13 protein-coding genes are annotated in these 16,767 nt (G+C 45.5%); 5 read left to right on the top strand and 8 right to left on the bottom strand.

The annotated features are described in order from the left end of the window. Nucleotides 1-27: 27 nt before the first annotated feature. Complete coding sequence (locus tag ACEW9J_RS00460) at nt 28-351, bottom strand: DUF433 domain-containing protein (protein WP_373543188.1); 324 nt, start codon at nt 349-351, stop codon at nt 28-30. A gap of 50 nt (nt 352-401) precedes the next feature. Between ACEW9J_RS00460 and ACEW9J_RS00455 the strand changes: the two genes are divergently transcribed. Continuing rightward, a complete protein-coding gene (locus tag ACEW9J_RS00455) occupies nt 402-2,996 on the top strand; it encodes a M1 family aminopeptidase (protein WP_373543187.1) in 2,595 nt (864 codons plus the stop codon). Nucleotides 2,997-3,042: 46 nt separating this feature from the next. Here the strand turns inward: ACEW9J_RS00455 and ACEW9J_RS00450 are convergent, their stop codons facing one another. The 4 genes from ACEW9J_RS00450 to ileS all read right to left on the bottom strand — a co-directional run bounded on the left by ACEW9J_RS00450 (nt 3,043) and on the right by ileS (nt 9,275). Continuing rightward, complete coding sequence (locus tag ACEW9J_RS00450; protein WP_373543186.1) at nt 3,043-3,540, bottom strand: GNAT family N-acetyltransferase; 498 nt, start codon at nt 3,538-3,540, stop codon at nt 3,043-3,045. Beyond that, nucleotides 3,537-3,815 (bottom strand): DUF1778 domain-containing protein, encoded by a 279-nt coding sequence (locus ACEW9J_RS00445; RefSeq protein ID WP_373543207.1) that lies wholly within the window; start codon nt 3,813-3,815, stop codon nt 3,537-3,539. The genes ACEW9J_RS00450 and ACEW9J_RS00445 overlap by 4 nt, the downstream gene beginning before the upstream one ends. 98 nt (nt 3,816-3,913) lie before the next feature. Beyond that, a complete protein-coding gene (locus tag ACEW9J_RS00440) occupies nt 3,914-5,494 on the bottom strand; it encodes a metallophosphoesterase (protein ID WP_373543185.1) in 1,581 nt (526 codons plus the stop codon). 316 nt (nt 5,495-5,810) lie between these two features. Next, nucleotides 5,811-9,275, bottom strand: a complete 3,465-nt coding sequence (gene ileS, locus ACEW9J_RS00435; protein WP_373543184.1) for an isoleucine--tRNA ligase — start codon at nt 9,273-9,275, stop codon at nt 5,811-5,813. Between the two features lie 368 nt (nt 9,276-9,643). Between ileS and ACEW9J_RS00430 the strand changes: the two genes are divergently transcribed. Beyond that, nucleotides 9,644-10,099, top strand: a complete 456-nt coding sequence (locus ACEW9J_RS00430) for a pentapeptide repeat-containing protein (RefSeq protein WP_373543183.1) — start codon at nt 9,644-9,646, stop codon at nt 10,097-10,099. Nucleotides 10,100-10,534: 435 nt separating this feature from the next. Here ACEW9J_RS00430 and ACEW9J_RS00425 read toward each other — a convergent pair whose 3' ends face one another. Further along, nucleotides 10,535-11,515 carry a DUF4351 domain-containing protein gene (locus ACEW9J_RS00425; protein ID WP_373543182.1) on the bottom strand — a complete coding sequence of 327 codons (981 nt, stop codon included), beginning with the start codon at nt 11,513-11,515 and terminating at the stop codon, nt 10,535-10,537. 283 nt (nt 11,516-11,798) lie between these two features. Continuing rightward, a complete protein-coding gene (locus tag ACEW9J_RS00420) occupies nt 11,799-12,650 on the bottom strand; it encodes a DNA-formamidopyrimidine glycosylase (protein ID WP_373543181.1) in 852 nt (283 codons plus the stop codon). Nucleotides 12,651-12,749: 99 nt separating this feature from the next. On the opposite strand from ACEW9J_RS00420, the gene ACEW9J_RS00415 reads away from it, so the two are divergent. The 3 genes from ACEW9J_RS00415 (at nt 12,750) to ACEW9J_RS00405 (ending at nt 16,326) form a co-directional block, all read left to right on the top strand. Further along, entirely contained in the window at nt 12,750-14,366 is a 1,617-nt protein-coding gene (locus tag ACEW9J_RS00415) for a radical SAM protein (protein WP_373543180.1), read from the top strand. A gap of 200 nt (nt 14,367-14,566) precedes the next feature. Continuing rightward, nucleotides 14,567-15,430 (top strand): lysostaphin resistance A-like protein, encoded by an 864-nt coding sequence (locus ACEW9J_RS00410; protein WP_373543179.1) that lies wholly within the window; start codon nt 14,567-14,569, stop codon nt 15,428-15,430. A 155-nt stretch (nt 15,431-15,585) separates the two neighbouring features. Then, entirely contained in the window at nt 15,586-16,326 is a 741-nt protein-coding gene (locus ACEW9J_RS00405) for a class I SAM-dependent methyltransferase (protein WP_373543178.1), read from the top strand. An 83-nt stretch (nt 16,327-16,409) separates the two neighbouring features. Here the strand turns inward: ACEW9J_RS00405 and ACEW9J_RS00400 are convergent, their stop codons facing one another. Beyond that, complete coding sequence (locus ACEW9J_RS00400) at nt 16,410-16,646, bottom strand: hypothetical protein (protein ID WP_373543177.1); 237 nt, start codon at nt 16,644-16,646, stop codon at nt 16,410-16,412. Nucleotides 16,647-16,767 lie beyond the last annotated feature (121 nt).

Here is a 16,767-nt window from a genome sequence, read left to right as displayed (position 1 = left end):
AATTAATCCGTTTTTAAAAACCAGGAATTACTCATCAATGTCCCGCAGGGCTTGGGCGATCTCTTCGGGATGGGTTTCGGCATAATCCCAGGCGGTGGCTAGATCGCTCTCTGTAAGCTGGGGATACATCTGGAGCAAGTCTCGATCGCTACAGCCGAGATCCTGGGCGTTGACTAGCTCCCAGATGGCAATCTGGGTATTGGCGATGTAGGCTGCGCCGCTGTTAATCTCTGGTGGTTGGGCAATTTCTGGCTGGATACTCACCAAGCTGTGCGTCAATAATTGGATAACGCGCTCTTTTTCGGTGGGTGTCAAGGCTAGTAGCTGGGATTCTAAGTCTTTGAGCGTCATAATTTAAGATAAGCCTTAGATATCCAAAAACAGCATTATAGATTCTAATTATGCCTTACAGCCATCTCGATGAGAGTAACGGACACAAATCCTTTCAACTACCTGGTTCGCGCCCTCATTATAATCCCGATCGACCCGGACAAGTAGAGCATATTTGTCTGGATTTGACACTAGATATCCCTAACCAAAGTTTTGCAGGTAGTTGCACGATTCAACTAAATCCCGTGCGAAGTGGGATTGAGTCGCTGACGCTGGATGCCGTAAATCTCAATATTCAAAGTGTGGAGATTGACGGTACTAGCCACGAGTTTAACTATGATGGCGAACTGCTGCATATTCCGGTGCAGCTCGATGTGGTAGCGGGAAAACTATTAAAAGTCGTCATCAATTATGGGGTAGATAAACCGCAACGGGGTTTATATTTTATTCAGCCGGATGCAGATTATCCCGATAAACCGACTCAGGTATGGACGCAGGGTGAGGATGAAGATTCGCGCTTTTGGTTCCCCTGTTTTGATTATCCTGGGCAATTAGCAACATCGGAAATCAAGGTGCGGGTACCTGAAGATTTTATCGCTGTTTCTAATGGTGAATTAGTTGGCACCGAAACAGTTGGCACCGACAAGATTTATCACTGGTTTCAGCAGGAGATTCATCCTACTTATCTGATGACTCTGGCGGTTGGTCGTTTTGCCGAGATCGCCGATAGCTGGAATGGTAAGTCTGTTACTTATTATGTGGAGAAAGGACGGGAAGAACAAGCTAAACTAAGCATGGGAAAAACTCCTCGGATGATTGAGTTCTTCAGTGAGAAGTTTGGCTATCCTTATCCATTCCCTAAATATGCCCAAGTGTGTGTAGATGATTTCATCTTTGGCGGAATGGAAAATACTTCGACAACACTATTAACCGATCGATGTTTACTTGACAAACGGGCATCTTTAGATAACTTTAATACTGAGAGTTTAGTCGCTCACGAACTGGCTCACCAATGGTTCGGCGATCTAGTCGTCATCAAGCATTGGTCGCACGCTTGGATCAAGGAAGGGATGGCTTCTTACTGTGAGGTATTGTGGACGGAACATGAGTATGATAAGGATGAAGCAGCCTATTATTTACTCGGTGAAGCCCAAAGTTATCTGAGTGAAGATAGCGATCGATATCGTCGTCCGATCGTCACTAATATCTATCGGGAAGCGATCGAGTTATACGATCGACACATCTATGAAAAGGGTGCTTGTGTCTATCACATGATTCGGACAGAATTAGGCGATGAGTTATTCGATCGATTCGTGCATACATTCGTCAACGATAACGCGCACAAAACTGTTGAAACGATCGATCTTTTACGCGCGATCGATAAATCAACCGGACGAAATTTAGCCTTTTTATTCGATCAATATGTCTATCGCGGCGGACACCCAGACTTTAAAGTTGCCTATAGTTGGGACGGGGATAGTAAGCTCGCCAAACTTACCGTTACTCAAACTCAAGCAAAAGAGGGAATTCATACCCTCACAAATGACTTATTCGATCTAAAAATTCCGATCGGCTTTGGTTATGTCAAAGACGGTGTTGCTGATGTCAAAGTCACCAAAATTCGCGTCTATGAAAAAGAGCAAGTTCTCTATTTCCCGTTCGAAACTAAACCCGATTTCATCAGCTTTGATGTTGGCAATAACTATTTAAAAACCGTTACGCTCGAATACCCCCTACCCGAACTCAAAGCACAGCTCAAGTCAGATCCAGACCCAATTTCGCGGATCTATGCCACCGAAGCGATCGCCAAAAAAGGCAACCTCGAAGCTGTCAAAGCTCTGACTGAATGCCTTGCTAATGAAGAATTCTGGGCGGTGCGACTCGAAGCCGCGCAACAGTTAGCAACGATTAAACTCGACATCGCCGTTACTAATTTAGTCGCTGAAATTGGCGATGAAGATGCCTTTGTGCGGAAGGCGATCGTTGATGAATTGGGTAAAATTAAAATGCCTGAAACCTACGCCGCAGTCAAACAACTCGTCGAAGCAGGGGACGAAAGCTATTACGTCGAAGCCGCAGCCTGTCGCGCCTTGGGTGGGATGACTACCGCCAGCCTCAAAGACAAGCAGGAAGAAGTCATTAACCTCCTGACGGAAGTACTCAATACCCGCGCTGGCTGGAATGAAGTTGTCCGAGCAGGTGCGATCGGCGGTTTGAGCAAAATGACCGATTCACCCACAGCACTGAATACCATCCTAGAATACGTCAAACTTGGTGTACCTCAGCCCCTCCGTTTGCCCTCAATTCGTGCCCTTGGAGCCATTTCTAACGGTCAATCTGATGCAAATTTGACGGTAATTGTGGAGAAGTTAGCCGAACTCTCCCGCGAGTCCTTCTTCCTGACTCAAGTATCGGTAGTTAGTGCCTTGAGCCAGATGGCAACTGTCAAAGCGATCGGTGTACTGCAAGGTTTAGCAAATCAAAGTCCCGACGGACGCGTCAAGCGGATTGCGGATGAAGGGGTGCAGAAGGTACAGAAGAAAATCGGTACGGATGGAGCAGTCAAACAGTTGCGCGAGGAGTTGGAAGAAGTCAAGAAAACCAATCAGGAATTGAAAGGTCGCTTGGAAAATCTGGAGGCTAAAAGTAAACAGGTGACAACGTAAATTATGATAAATCCCCGACTTCTGTGAGAAGTCGGGGATTTATTAACTAATCGATCATACAAGCACGTAGATCGTTGAGAGTAATCATTAATGTCATTGGTTCGATCGGGGATTCATTAAAACCTAAAGCCACATAAAAATTCTTAGCTTCCGCTGAAATAGCATGAACGACGATCCCGCGAATGCCGACAGTATCTGCTGCTCGATCGATTCTCAATCCAGCATCTCGAAATAACGCCCGTCCTAAACCTCGCCCCTGACAAGAACTATCGATCGCGAGTCGTGCCAAAATTACTACCGGAATCGGGTTTGGCATATTGCGCCGAAATTTATCTACAGCAGTTGCGCTACTAATTCCCCCAGAAGCAAGTGCGTAATATCCAACAACTTTATTGTCCTTACAGATAACAAAAGTTCTAGTTGCGCCACTGGTTTGATTGGTAAAAGATCGCAGTTTGAGCCAATCATCGAGAGCTATATTTCCACAAGCAAAGTCAGTTAGATCGTGATGACTAGCCAGCAGTTCTGGTGCTGTGAGACTCATTCCTTATCCCAAGGTGCTGGAGTTTGCATTGTTTTACGCAAACGCTGATTCGGTTGAGGTGCTGCATCCAAAAGCGCAACAAATTCAGCATACACTTCTGGACTAACTGAAAAAATAGTCCGATCCAATAAAGTTTCCACCGCAGCGTTCCGCGCAGCTTCTAATATAAAATCAGTACGATTCTTACCTTGTGCTTTTGCTGCTAAATCGATTAAATCGCGTTCTTCTGGCTTAATTCGCAAATTTAGGGTGTTCCGTGGCGTTGTACTTTTCATATTGTTGAAGATATCGCCTTTATCGATCGTGCTTAACTTTATATTAGCGCAGCGTAATGTCGTTGTCATTACGTAGTTCGATCGAGTCTTAAATCCGCCTATGGAGCATCCTCCAAATCACTGGTGTAGTATTGCCACTGATGCTGGTGATATTCGGCAACTTGGGGCTTGAGCTTAAATTTCAAATCTTGTCCAGGTAAAACATCAACTTGTAAAAATGAGTAGGGGTGCTTCTTATAGGCACCCCGCCCAGTCTTACCGATAAACTGATGGGATGCGGCGACATCCTGCAACTTGCCATCGATTCGTTCTTGGAGGATGTTCCCCTCCTCTCGTTGGCGGCGCAGACTAAAACCACTCCCGCCACAGACAACCCATTTTATGCCTCTGTCGGCATGTCCCGTATCTAGGGTTTCGATGTGTTCAAAGCAATGGGCGTGACCGGATAGGACTAGATCTACCAGGGGACGCTTATCGATGAGCGGCTTAACTGCGAGTTCGACACGATCGAATACGCCGCGCAAATAATGCCGCACCGCTAGGGTTTGACCTTGGTGCCATTTGGTCGCTTCAGTCACATAGGGAGGATGATGAAAATAAATCATCCGCCCGCGTACTGTTTTGTCTTGCCAAGATTCGATCAGTCCGCGCTCTAGCCACTCCAATTGTTCGTAATCGATCTGTTCGTTTACCGTGTTGGGGTCGAGTTGTTTTTCGATATCGCTGATTAATTCTTCGATCTGTTCGACCTTACCGAGTAGCTCGTCGAGGGATTCTGGTTCGTTGAGGGTGGGCTGGGTTGCTTCCTTTGGATCTAGGTTTTGAATGATTTGCAGATGCTCTTCTCGCTCTGCTTGCAATCGCTCTAGATCTGCGCGAAGTGTCTGGCGGTGAGCGTCTCCACGATCGTTCGATTCGATCGGTAATGGGGCATTAAAGGTATTAGAATCTAGGGCAAAAAAGTCGATCCCCCCATAGCGAAACCGATAGTAGCGGTTGGGGAGGCGGGTAAATTTCCCTGGTTGATAATGTAACCCTTTACCCGTGGAAGTCTGGGCTGTGTAGTGTCGCTCCAGATGCTGCTGAAGTTCGGATTCGGGAATATCGTTGAGATAGTCCAAAAAAGCTCTAGCATAAGCATCGCCCTGATAAGATCCATGCCAACCGACATCCAAATCGATCGAGTAACGAAAAGCTTGCCGCAGTGGGCGTAGGAGCTGGGACAGCACGCCATACGCGATCGGGAGGTCATAATAATCATGATTGCCGAGGACGGGCAAGAATGGGCGATTGAAGACCATCGCGTCATAGCGAATCTGCTTGAAGCGATCGCCGCCAACTAGTAATTCTTGATACGGCCGAATAAAGTTCTCTGGATACTGTTCGCTCGATCCGACTAGATAAACGACATCCCCCGTATGGAGGATAAATTTGGCTGAGGGTACCGATCTGACCATTAGTTCGGCGACGCGCCGCTGGGGACTATCGTGCCGATGCACGCCATTCCCGCTGTCTCCCAATACGCAAAATGTGAATCCCTGAACTGGATCGATCTCATCATCTAAGCTCAGTTGCGTCCGATCGATCCCGAGTTGCCTAAACAATGGATGATGCCACCGTACTCGTTCCTGCATTTTGGCAATCTTACGGGCGATCGTCGGATCGGAAACTAACTTCATTGCTGATTGATGTGAGTTATCTCCTCTATTTTAAAGGATTCTCCACAGTGGTGAGTTGGAGACTAGGATAAGATTGCCAATTTTTTCTACTACTTATACCTAAATAAGTAGGTAGGTGCAATTATTTATAAAATAGATTATGTCTAAAACCTAGCTGCTGGGCAGTGCCCACCCTACGCGATATCTGATATCTAATTACGCCCATCTACTTAGTTGGGCCGATGGGTCGATTTGGAACCACTAAAAAAGGTTGGGACAATTCATGAATTGCCCCAACCTTTTGATTAAAAACCTGCTGGTACGGTTGCCGAATCTGTTAAAATTCACCTGCTAAGGCATCAACACATCGATCGCAAACGGTAGGATGTTCGCTACTATCTCCGACAGTGGGTGAATAATTCCAACAGCGATCGCATTTTACGCCCTCTGCTGTGATTACCCCAATTTTGCCACCTTCAATCGTTGTCTGATGTTGCAATCCTTCCAGTTTACTCGCATCATCGATTAACTCAACTTGAGACGCGAGGAACAGGTACCGCAGTTCGTCGATGCCATTGGATTTGGGTTGGGGTGCGGGTGTTGTGATGGCTGCATTTGTCGGTGAAATAGTTGCCAATTCCCCTGTCGGTTCGACTGAAGATACTGTCCGTGTCGGATAAGATTGGGTACCGACGATCGTATTTTTATAAGCAATTACTCGATCGATTGTTTGTTGGCGTTTATCTGTTGCCCACAAATTACGTACCACAAACAACCCACTCATCACTATTCCCACAGATTTTAAGGCAGTTTCAAATAAGGGGATGCGATTGATTACTTCCATCAATCCGATGACCACATACAAGCTGATGCCAGCAGCTAATAGTAATAGTAAGTTAATCAACGAGGCTCGCTGTCTGTCGTAAATCTCACTGACAATATCGATCGCTCCATCTAGTACTTTTCCCCTAGTGTGCAACAGTTCTTGCACCGATCCGAGTTGGGGGCTACTGACTAATCGATCGATCGTCGGAGTCCGAGAAGCAGCAGCATCAGCACTAACTAATACCCCTGCGCTCTTATTCCCCTCCTCTCCGAAAGGAGACGCTTCGCGAACGGAGGGGCTAGGGGTGGGTTCCGAATTACGAATAGGTGCGGGCGTATAAAACGACAACTCCTCTAATTTAGCTCGCAAGATCGGATCTTCCACCTGCAATAACACCTTAGCTTCCAGCGAAGAACCGATCGCTTTATCAGTTCGTGCCTGTTCCATCACCTTATTTACATCTGTCCGCAGGTCGCGAATTTTGTCCCAAGTGACGGCTAGATCCGGCTGTGACCACTGTGGATCGAGTTTTACCCAACCGGACTCAAATACGGATTTATAAGGGTTTGGATAGGGCAAGTATTGCCAGATATCTTCAGCTAGATGACAGAGAACGGGTGCGATCGCGCGGGTAAGATTTTCGAGGATAATAGCTAGTACCGTCTGACAACTGCGGCGGCGGAAGGAGTCAGGTGCGCTGATATATAGCCGATCTTTAGCGATATCTAGATAGAAATTGGATAAATCGACAATACAGAAATTCTGAATTGTTTGGAAGAATTTAAAGAATTGATAGCGATCGAATGATTCGGTAATTTCGGTAAATACTGCACTCATCCGGTGCAACATATATCGATCGAGTTCTGGTAATTCCGCGTATGGAACGGCATCTTTCGCCGGATCGAAGTCGTGGATATTTCCAAGTAGAAACCTGGCTGTATTCCTGATTTTGCGGGAAGCATCAGACAACTGTTTGAGGACAGTCGAGCCGATTAATACATCATTAGAATAATCTACTGATGATACCCACAGTCGCACGACATCTGCACCGTAAGCCGGATCTTTCTGGGGATTTTTACCTCCATCCATCACTATCATTGGATCGATGATATTTCCCAATGATTTACTCATTTTCCGCCCCTTTTCATCCAGCACAAAGCCGTGAGTGAGGACGGTTTTAAATGGAGCGATGCCATTATTGGCGACGCTAGTGAGTAAACTAGATTGGAACCAACCTCGATGTTGATCTGAGCCTTCGAGGTACATATCGGCTGGATAGGCGAGATTATCTCGTTGTTTGGCTACCGCTGCCCAGGAGGAGCCAGAATCAAACCAGACATCCATCGTATCTGTCCCGAGCCGATAGCTGCGTCCATTGTGACGATAAGCTTCGGGTAATAATTCCTCAACTGACATCGAATACCACGCATTAGAACCATGTTCGCGAAAGATATTTTGAACGTGGTTGATGGTTTCTTCAGTTAGTAGTGGTTCGTTAGTTTCATTATCATAAAAAACTGGAATTGGCACACCCCAACTGCGCTGACGGGAGATACACCAGTCAGATCTTTCGGCTACCATCGGTCTGATCCGATTCTCACCTTGAGCGGGAATCCATTCTACTTCAGAAATTGCTTTTAGAGCCGCTTCTTTAAAACCTTGTACCGATGTAAACCACTGCTCGGTAGCGCGGAAGATTGTCGGCTTCTTAGTCCGCCAATCGTAGGGATATTTGTGTGGGTATGCTTCTTCCTTGATTAAGGCATTTTGTTCGAGCAATGCTTGAATTACTAATTCATTACCATCGCCTAAAACATTAGCACCTTTAAATAATTCCCCCGCTTCCTCTGTGAAATTTCCATCCCCATCTACAGGTGCCAGAATTGCTAGCCCATATTTCTGACCCACGATATAATCTTCTTGACCGTGCCCTGGTGCAGTATGGACTAAACCCGTCCCCGATTCAGTCGTGATATAGTCACCACCGATGATAATCGGACTCTGGCGATCGTACAGTGGATGTTTGTAGGTAGTGTGTTCTAGATCTGCACCTTTGATGACCGCTTGCTGAGTCAAGGTGAGATTCAATTTAGCGGCTAAACCCTCCACCATATCCGCAGCCACGATCGCATATTTACAGCCACTATAATGATTGTCCTCCAGTCCGGCGACTTCGACGATCGCGTAGTTCAGTTCGGGATTCACCGCCACAGCCAAATTCGCCGGAATCGTCCACGGCGTAGTCGTCCAGATCGCGACAGCGAGATCGTCCTGATATGGCTCTAAAATCGCTCTGGAGGTATCTGTAACGTGAGTGACTTTAAATGCCGCGAAAATACTCCGCGAAACGTGCCCTTCGGGATATTCTAGCTCGGCTTCTGCCAAGGCAGTCTTAGAACTGGGACTCCAGTGAACGGGTTTCAAACCACGATAGATATACCCTTTCAATACCATTTGCCCGAATACGCCGATTTGTGCCGCTTCGTACTCCGGTTGTAGCGTTAGGTATGGCTTATCCCATTCGCCCCAAACACCCATCCGTTGGAATCCGATCTTTTGTTCCTCAACCGTTTTCAGCGCAAATGCCGCCGCCTTCTGACGCAGTTCCAGCGGTGAGAGATTGCGACGCTCCTCCGGCTTCATATCTTGGATTACTTTAAGCTCGATCGGCAGTCCATGACAATCCCAGCCAGGAACATAGCGCACCTTCCGCCCGTTGAGCAATTGGTAACGGTTGATGATATCCTTGAGCGTTTTATTGAGCGCATGACCCATGTGCAGCGTACCATTGGCATAAGGCGGGCCATCATGCAGCACAAAAATCTTGCCAGGATTGGACTGTGACAGCCGTTCAAAAATCTGCTCGTCTGCCCAGAATTTTTGCAGTTCGGGTTCCCGTTTGACAGCATTGGCGCGCATGTCAAACTCAGTCTGGGGTAGATTTACGGTATTTTTGTAGTTTCCTGGTGCTGCCACAGTGGTAAATGCTGAATGGTTTATGGTATCTGTCTATTATAGAGTGTGAAGTACCGAGTCTGAGGTAATTGTGCTGGTTAGGAGTAGCCATGCCGAATCATCATGGCTATTGCTCTAAATAAGTTCAGTTTTTCCTACTGTCGCTGAACCAGCCGACTCCGTTGGCATCGTCGTCGATGGTGATGGTGGCGGTTTTAGGAGTGCTGTTGTTGTAGCTGGTGATTGAGCCTTTGCTAACGCAACGCTACGCGAACGGCTAGATGTCCAGTTGGGAGATCTTGGATCTTAAAGGCAAGGTCGATCGAGGTGTTGGAGTGCCAGATCGAGCGGGCGGTAGAATAGATGCTAGTTAGCAATGGACTAGTGTGATGTATCGCAAGATTAGAATTAGAGAGTTGCGGGAAAGATATGCTGCTGGGGAGCGTAACTTTGCTGGATATACTGTCAAAAGTGGAGGAGATGAATTCTATGGGGACTTTACTGGTATCAATCTTGTTAATGCTAGACTTGATGAAGCCTATATGGAAGGTATTATCTTTCGGGATACCGACTTGCGTAGTGCGGTCTTGGTTGATTGCTGTTTAAATGCTGCCGATCTCACTAATGCCGATCTCAGAGGTTGTGATTTGAGAGGGGCTAAATTCGGAGCTGCTAATTTGACTGGTGCCGATTTGCGTGATGCCATTTTTAATAATACTGACTTTTATGGAGCTAATCTCACAAATGCTAACTTCAGTGGCGTAACTCTCAACGCTAGTCTCCGCAATGCGATATTTCTCAATACCATCATGCCAGATGGCAGTATTCGGACTAGCACTCTCTAATAAAATTCCAGAACTAGTTAATAAACTAGCATTCAAGTTAGAAAACTGCTCCAGAGGATCGGTGCCTGGAACAAACACTTGACTTTTTAGAATAGCCGTGACAAAAATGTAGGGTGGGCAATGCCCACAGACCATTTAAAGCCGTAGCAAAAAGAATTTCAACTGTTTTATTGATTACCTACGGTACGCTAGACGATTCTCCGATGGAGACACTTCGTGAATCAGCAATCTCTTCACTAATCGATCGCCAAGCGTCTCTGAAAGAGAATCGCCAAGTGTGCCAAATGCAATCGAACTTGCATTCAATAAAATTATATTATTGTGTACTCGATCGCTCTAAATATTCGGATTGCTAAATCGATAATGGTGTTGCTGAATATTGCCCACCCTACAAGATATTTGATATTATTCTGACTCAGATCGGGAGCGGTAATATTAATTTGGTGATGTCGGAATGCCTAAATAGTCAAATAGGGACTTTGAAGTAGTCCAATCCAAGGATCTAATCAGCAAATCATCCAAATCGTCCGCTGTCATACTTCGCAATCTAGTTTCAATCTCTGGTGAAACCTCTCCAAATCTCACCGCTAAGAGTTTTTTCGCCGTTTCCAGCTTGCCTCTAGCTTCACCTTCAGCTTGGAGTTCTTTAACGCGCTTTTGATAAGCAGGTTCTTGTTGCAAAATGCTCATGGTATTTACCTGTTGTGGATCGAGCGATTCGGTGGCTAGTCCTTGAATGTGGATGCAAGATTCATTACATGCTGAAATTATATCATTAGCCAGCGGTAGGTCGGGATACAAGCGATCGATGTCACGATAGGCTCTCAATACTATATCGGGATTGTTACTCAGCAGCTTGAGCAGCAGCGTATCTTCTGAGTATGGTAACTTTTCGAGAACGACGATCCCAATTCCCGTTTGTGGATCTAGTCTATACACATGTTTGCCAAAAATTGGATCGGGTTCGGCACGAGTGCGGAGTAGTAAGTTATCGCCGCAGTTGGATGTCAAAATCCAAGTAAAAGGCATGTCTGGGGATAGCGGAGTAGGTTGGCTTGCGGTGTTTTTATCCAATCGCAAATCGCCAGAGCGATCTGTGCGTAAATCGTTTTCACTGTACCAATAAACTTGTTTGCGAAGAATGCAACTATTGAGATGTTCGGGTTTGAGGTAGCGGCTGTAGTGCTCGACGATGATGGTTGGATGAATTTTCATCATCCGCCCTAACATACCTAAAAGCTGCTCTTGTTGAGGATTAGTCGGACTGTTATTTGTTAAACTTTTGTAGAAAATGTCGATAAACAGTTCTTCTTTGAGTCTCACCGCTCGTTGGGTTTCCTCAATTTGGGCGGGGAACAGCAGTGGGAATATCGCTTTGACAAATTTATCATGTGGATGGTGGGGTTTATCTGTCATCGGGAAAAATCAGCTCTGCCCACCAGTGCGGGTGTTGTGATGCTAAATCATCAACTAATAGCGGTTCTTAGCTCATCCGATCGTAACACATCGACTTCTGTAGAATCTCCAGGAGCAGCGTTACTAGATTTCCACTATCGCGATCCTAATACTGGTGCGTTACGGCTTGCGCCTAACACACCCTACATCAACGTAGCTGATAATTTAGGATTGCTATAGTCCCCTCGTCTCCCAGTTCCCCAGTCCCCCCTCGAACATACGTCAATTGGGCAACGCCAAATAATTAACTTGCTTGGCATTGGGGACAATAATGAGTACCTCTACCGCCTAAGCGGATTTTCTCGATCGGTGTGGTGCAGATGCGACAAGGTTGATTGGTACGATTGTAAACCCACGCCATGCCTCCGTAGTTGCCGTTGGTACCTTGGACATTGAGGTAATTACTAAAAGTGGTGCCGCCTTGCTCGATCGAGGTTTCCAGGACTTTGATGGCGGACTCACGCAATAGTTTAATCTGAAATTTTGTCAGATTTCCAGCAGGAGTACTGGGGTGAATTTTGCTCAGAAATAAAGCTTCATCAGCGTAGATATTTCCCAATCCAGCTACCAAGGTTTGGTCGAGAATCACCGTCTTGATATTGCGCTGAGATTTCTGGAGTTTAGCTGCTAGATAATCGACACTAAAAGCCGGATCGAATGGTTCTGGGCCGAGTTTTCCCATCCCCGTCATCACCTGCTCTGGCTGTTTACTAGCGGGAATCCACCACATCTGTCCGAATGTCCGCTGATCGATAAATCGGATTTCCCATTTACCCAGAAACAAGCGCACGCGGGTATGCTTGTGCACCTCTGTGTGGCTCTCTACCCAGAGCAATTGCCCCGTCATACGGAGATGCACTCCCAACCAGCCAGCAGCTTGTGGGGTGCCTGTGGAGACTAGTTGAGCGTATAAATATTTGCCCCGCCGATGCCAATTCTGAATTTTGGTATGCTGCAAACCAAAGTCAAACTCTTCAGGCGTATCGGGAGATGCGATCGTGCGGGGTAATAATACTTCAGTGCCAGTAATTTCTCGATCGAGTGTATATCGATCCAAACCCCGACGAACTGTCTCAACTTCAGGTAATTCCGGCATTATTGGTTAGAATGGTAACTAAGAAACGGGTTAGGATCTATCTAACTGAGATTAGTATAGATCGATCGACCCGACCCTAGACCTTCTATCTTCTATTTTGTGTCTAACTCTGTCTTTGATACCGAACATTTATTATTCACGCCAGCATCGCCAGATCGAGATGCAGTTCCTACGATCTTTGCTTTTCCCAATGAGTATACAGTCGGGATTACTAGTTTAGGATATCAGGTAGTCTGGGCAACTTTAGCGATGCGATCGGATCTAGATGTGCGGCGGCTATTTACAGATGTCCACGAGTCTTTACCTCGTTCGCCAGAATTAGTTGGATTTTCGCTATCTTGGGAATTAGATTATGTCAATATTCTCAATCTATTAGAGTTTTTAGAAACTCCCATCCGCAGCACCAATCGCGGTGACAACGATCCACTAGTCTTCGGTGGTGGGCCAGTCTTCAGCGCAAATCCCGAGCCGTTTGCTGACTTTTTTGATGTGATTTTAGTCGGCGATGGTGAAGATTTATTAGGTAATTTTATAACAGCTTATCAGGAAGTTCGGACAGCCGATCGACTAACCAAACTTCACCGATTAGCTCAAGTACCTGGAATTTATATTCCCAGTCTATATCAGGTTGAATATGATGATAACCTAATTACTGCTATTGTACCGATCGATAGTAGTACGCCGCCAACCATTGCCAAGCAAACTTATCGTGGCAATACACTTTCTGCTTCCACCGTAGTTACCGAAAAAGCAGCCTGGGAAAATATTTTTATGGTCGAAGTCGTCCGTAGTTGCCCAGAGATGTGTAGATTTTGTTTGGCAAGCTATCTGACTCTACCCTTTCGAGTTGCCAATGTCGAAGAATCTTTGATTCCGGCGATCGATAATGGCTTACAAGTGACAAATCGCTTGGGGTTACTCGGTGCATCTGTGACTCAACATCCAGAGTTTCCAGCACTACTAGCACATCTAGCCCAACCTAAGTATGATGATGTCCGATTGAGTGTGTCTTCTGTTCGCACAAATACTGTTACGGTTCAGTTAGCAGAAACCTTAGCAAAACGTGACAGTAAATCACTCACGATCGCCGTTGAAAGTGGCTCGGAACGGATTAGAAAGATTGTTAATAAAAAGTTAGAAACTGATGAAATATTCCAAGCTGCGACTAATGCTAAAGCAGGTGGTTTAAAAGGATTGAAGCTATATGGAATGGTTGGAATTCCTGGCGAAGAAATTGGTGATGTCGAAGAGACAGTTAAGATGCTCTGCTCTGTCAAAAAAGCTGTTCCAGGCTTACGCCTAACATTTGGATGCAGTACATTTGTGCCGAAAGCTCACACACCATTTCAATGGTTTGGAGTTAATAAAGAAGCCGATAAAAGATTGAAGCTACTTCAAAAGCAACTGACTACTCAAGGCATTGAATTTCGCCCTGAAAGTTATAATTGGTCGATGATTCAAGCGATTATTTCCAGAGGCGATCGCCGGATCTCTCACCTACTCGAACTCACCCGCAGTTATGGGGATTCGATCGGCAGTTTTCGTCGCGCATTTAAGGAGTTGCGGGGGCAAATTCCCGAACTAGATTTTTACGTCCATCAAACTTGGGATACTCATCAAGTGTTACCGTGGAATCATATCCTGGGGCCATTACCCAAGCCTACTCTAATTAAGCACCTAGAGTCAGCAACAGAGCAGTTTGCGATCGCCAACTAAGCAATCCTAAATGAAAAGCTAGGTTGATGTAGGGTGTGTTGGGCTGCTGCCGCATGAGCACCAGTCTTTGATACTTCTATTTCCTTCGGTGCGTTACGCTTCGCGATAACACACCCTACAATATTCTTACTAAAAACCTAATTATCAATTAATTTAAGCTAATCTAATAGCATTGGCAGTTGAATTTTGGAGCTACAATTATGCTAAATCTTGGCAATATTAAAAATTACCCAGCACCAGGTAGGATGTTTAGCTTCCTGCTAGTGCTAATTCTATTATGGTTGCCAGGTCTAGCACTGATATATTTGGTGATGGGTAGTACACAAAATCTCGAAGATCCTGGTACCAAAAATTTACTCTCAATCCTGACGATGGGATTACTCGCGATCGAGTTTATCGCGTTACTACCCTGGTGGGGACAAAAAGTATATCAGCATCCCAATCTATATTCCCGTTATGGGTTAGTTTTCACTCGCCAGAATGGATTATTATTGCTCAAAGGACTTGCGATCGGATCGTGCTTCACTTTCGCACTATTTATCACTCAAGGGCTATTTGGTTGGTTGACATGGCAATCCCCTCGCTTACCCATTCTCCAATTATTATTAGAAGGTTCGGCAACTGCGCTGGGTGTAAGTTTAGCAGAGGAGTTATTTTTTCGAGGGTGGATGCTAGATGAATTAGATCGAGACTATTCACCAACAATTGCCTCAATTACAGACGCTGGTTTGTTTGCCAGTCTACATTTTCTCAAGCCGATTCCAGTAATGCTTGCATCTTTACCCCAGTTTCCAGGACTGTGGTTATTAGGTACAGTATTAGTCATTGCCAAACGTCAACATCAAAATCTGCTGGGGATGTCGATCGGTCTTCATACTGGGCTGGTTTGGGCTTATTATATAATTAATGTTGGTAATATGGTCAAATATTCCGGTCGAGTTTCAGATTGGATGACTGGGATAAATGGAAACCCAGTATCGGGAATGCTGGGATTGATTTTCTTGGGAATTTTAGCTGTTCTAATGTCTAATTTATCTAGCAAAGTCGATCGATCTAAAATTTAATAGACTTAGATCGTACCCCAATCTAGACAGATTACTGCCACACACGTAGGGCATCTACAAGGGGCACTCTGACAGGTTAATTGTGGCAAACCTGTTATAGTTAGGAGGGGCTTCATCGTTGGTGTAGCCTAGTCTTACCCCCTCACTCCTGGCTCATGTCTACATTTCCGATCGCGTCGCATTTAACTGGCTATTGGCAAGACGCATTTAATTTAAAACAACATCTCCACCAATTTTTAGATATTGATGCCGATCGGTTAGAATTAAAGTTTAAGACTGCTGTAGCAGATTTAGCCGAATTAGGGCGACGCGATTTTGATTGGGAAGATGCTAGTAAATTTTATCGCGATCGAGTGGGTGAAGCTTATTTATTTGAGTTAGCAACTTGGCATCTGACTAGTACCGATTATATTGGCGATACATTGCGATTGATTGGAGATCGAGCGCGGGGGCGAGTCTTGGATTTTGGCGGCGGGATTGGCACACATGCGATCGCATCAGCATTATGTCCCGAAGTTACTCACGTAGTTTATTGCGATATCAACCCGATTAATTACAACTTTGTCAAGCACCGAATTCATCAATTAGGGTTATCATCAAAGATTACTTGTTGTACGGAATTGTCCCCCACCGAAACATTCGATACGATTACTTGTTTCGACGTGATGGAACATTTACCAGAGCCAAGTCAGCAGTTACTTGAGTTTCACAATATGCTCAAAGCTGAAGGGAAAATGATTACCAACTGGTATTTTTCTAAAGGAGCTAACCAAGAATTTCCCTTCCATTTAGACGATCCTGAAACTATCGATCGCTTTTTTAAGACCCTTCAATCTAACTTCCTTGAAGTTTTTCATCCCTATTTCATCACCACTCGCTGCTATCAGAAGATGTAAGTAGTCAAAAAATCATCTCATACTCGATCGAATCGATCGCAATAAAAAAGCTCCAACTGGATCTAGTAATTAAATACAAGATATTATGTAGGGTGGGCAATGCCAGCCCTTTCAACGCGAACAAACGAACTAGCTTGTGATGGCGTAAACCCGTTACCAAATCGCTCGATACTAGTGGTTGTGTGCCCCTCCTCGATCGAAAGATTGCTCATAATTCGATCGAGGTGGGGCACGCCATCATTGCCAAAGCCTAGAAACCTCACTCTATGGCGATCGAGAAAGCAATACAAACGTTCGCGTTGAAAGGGCTGGGTGGGCAATGCCTAGGCTGTTGACTTTGTTGGCATTTCCGCATTTTTCGTTCATACATTTTTTGGTGTCCCTGTGAGCGCAAATCCCATGCTCAACAAGGATTTGCGCTCACAGGGACATCGCCATTTT

The organism is Chamaesiphon sp. (assembly GCF_041737865.1).
Classification (GTDB): Bacteria; Cyanobacteriota; Cyanobacteriia; order Cyanobacteriales; family Chamaesiphonaceae; genus Chamaesiphon.
The sequence above is the reverse complement of the archived record's forward strand: the minus strand, read 5'-3'. Positions and strand labels throughout refer to the sequence as shown.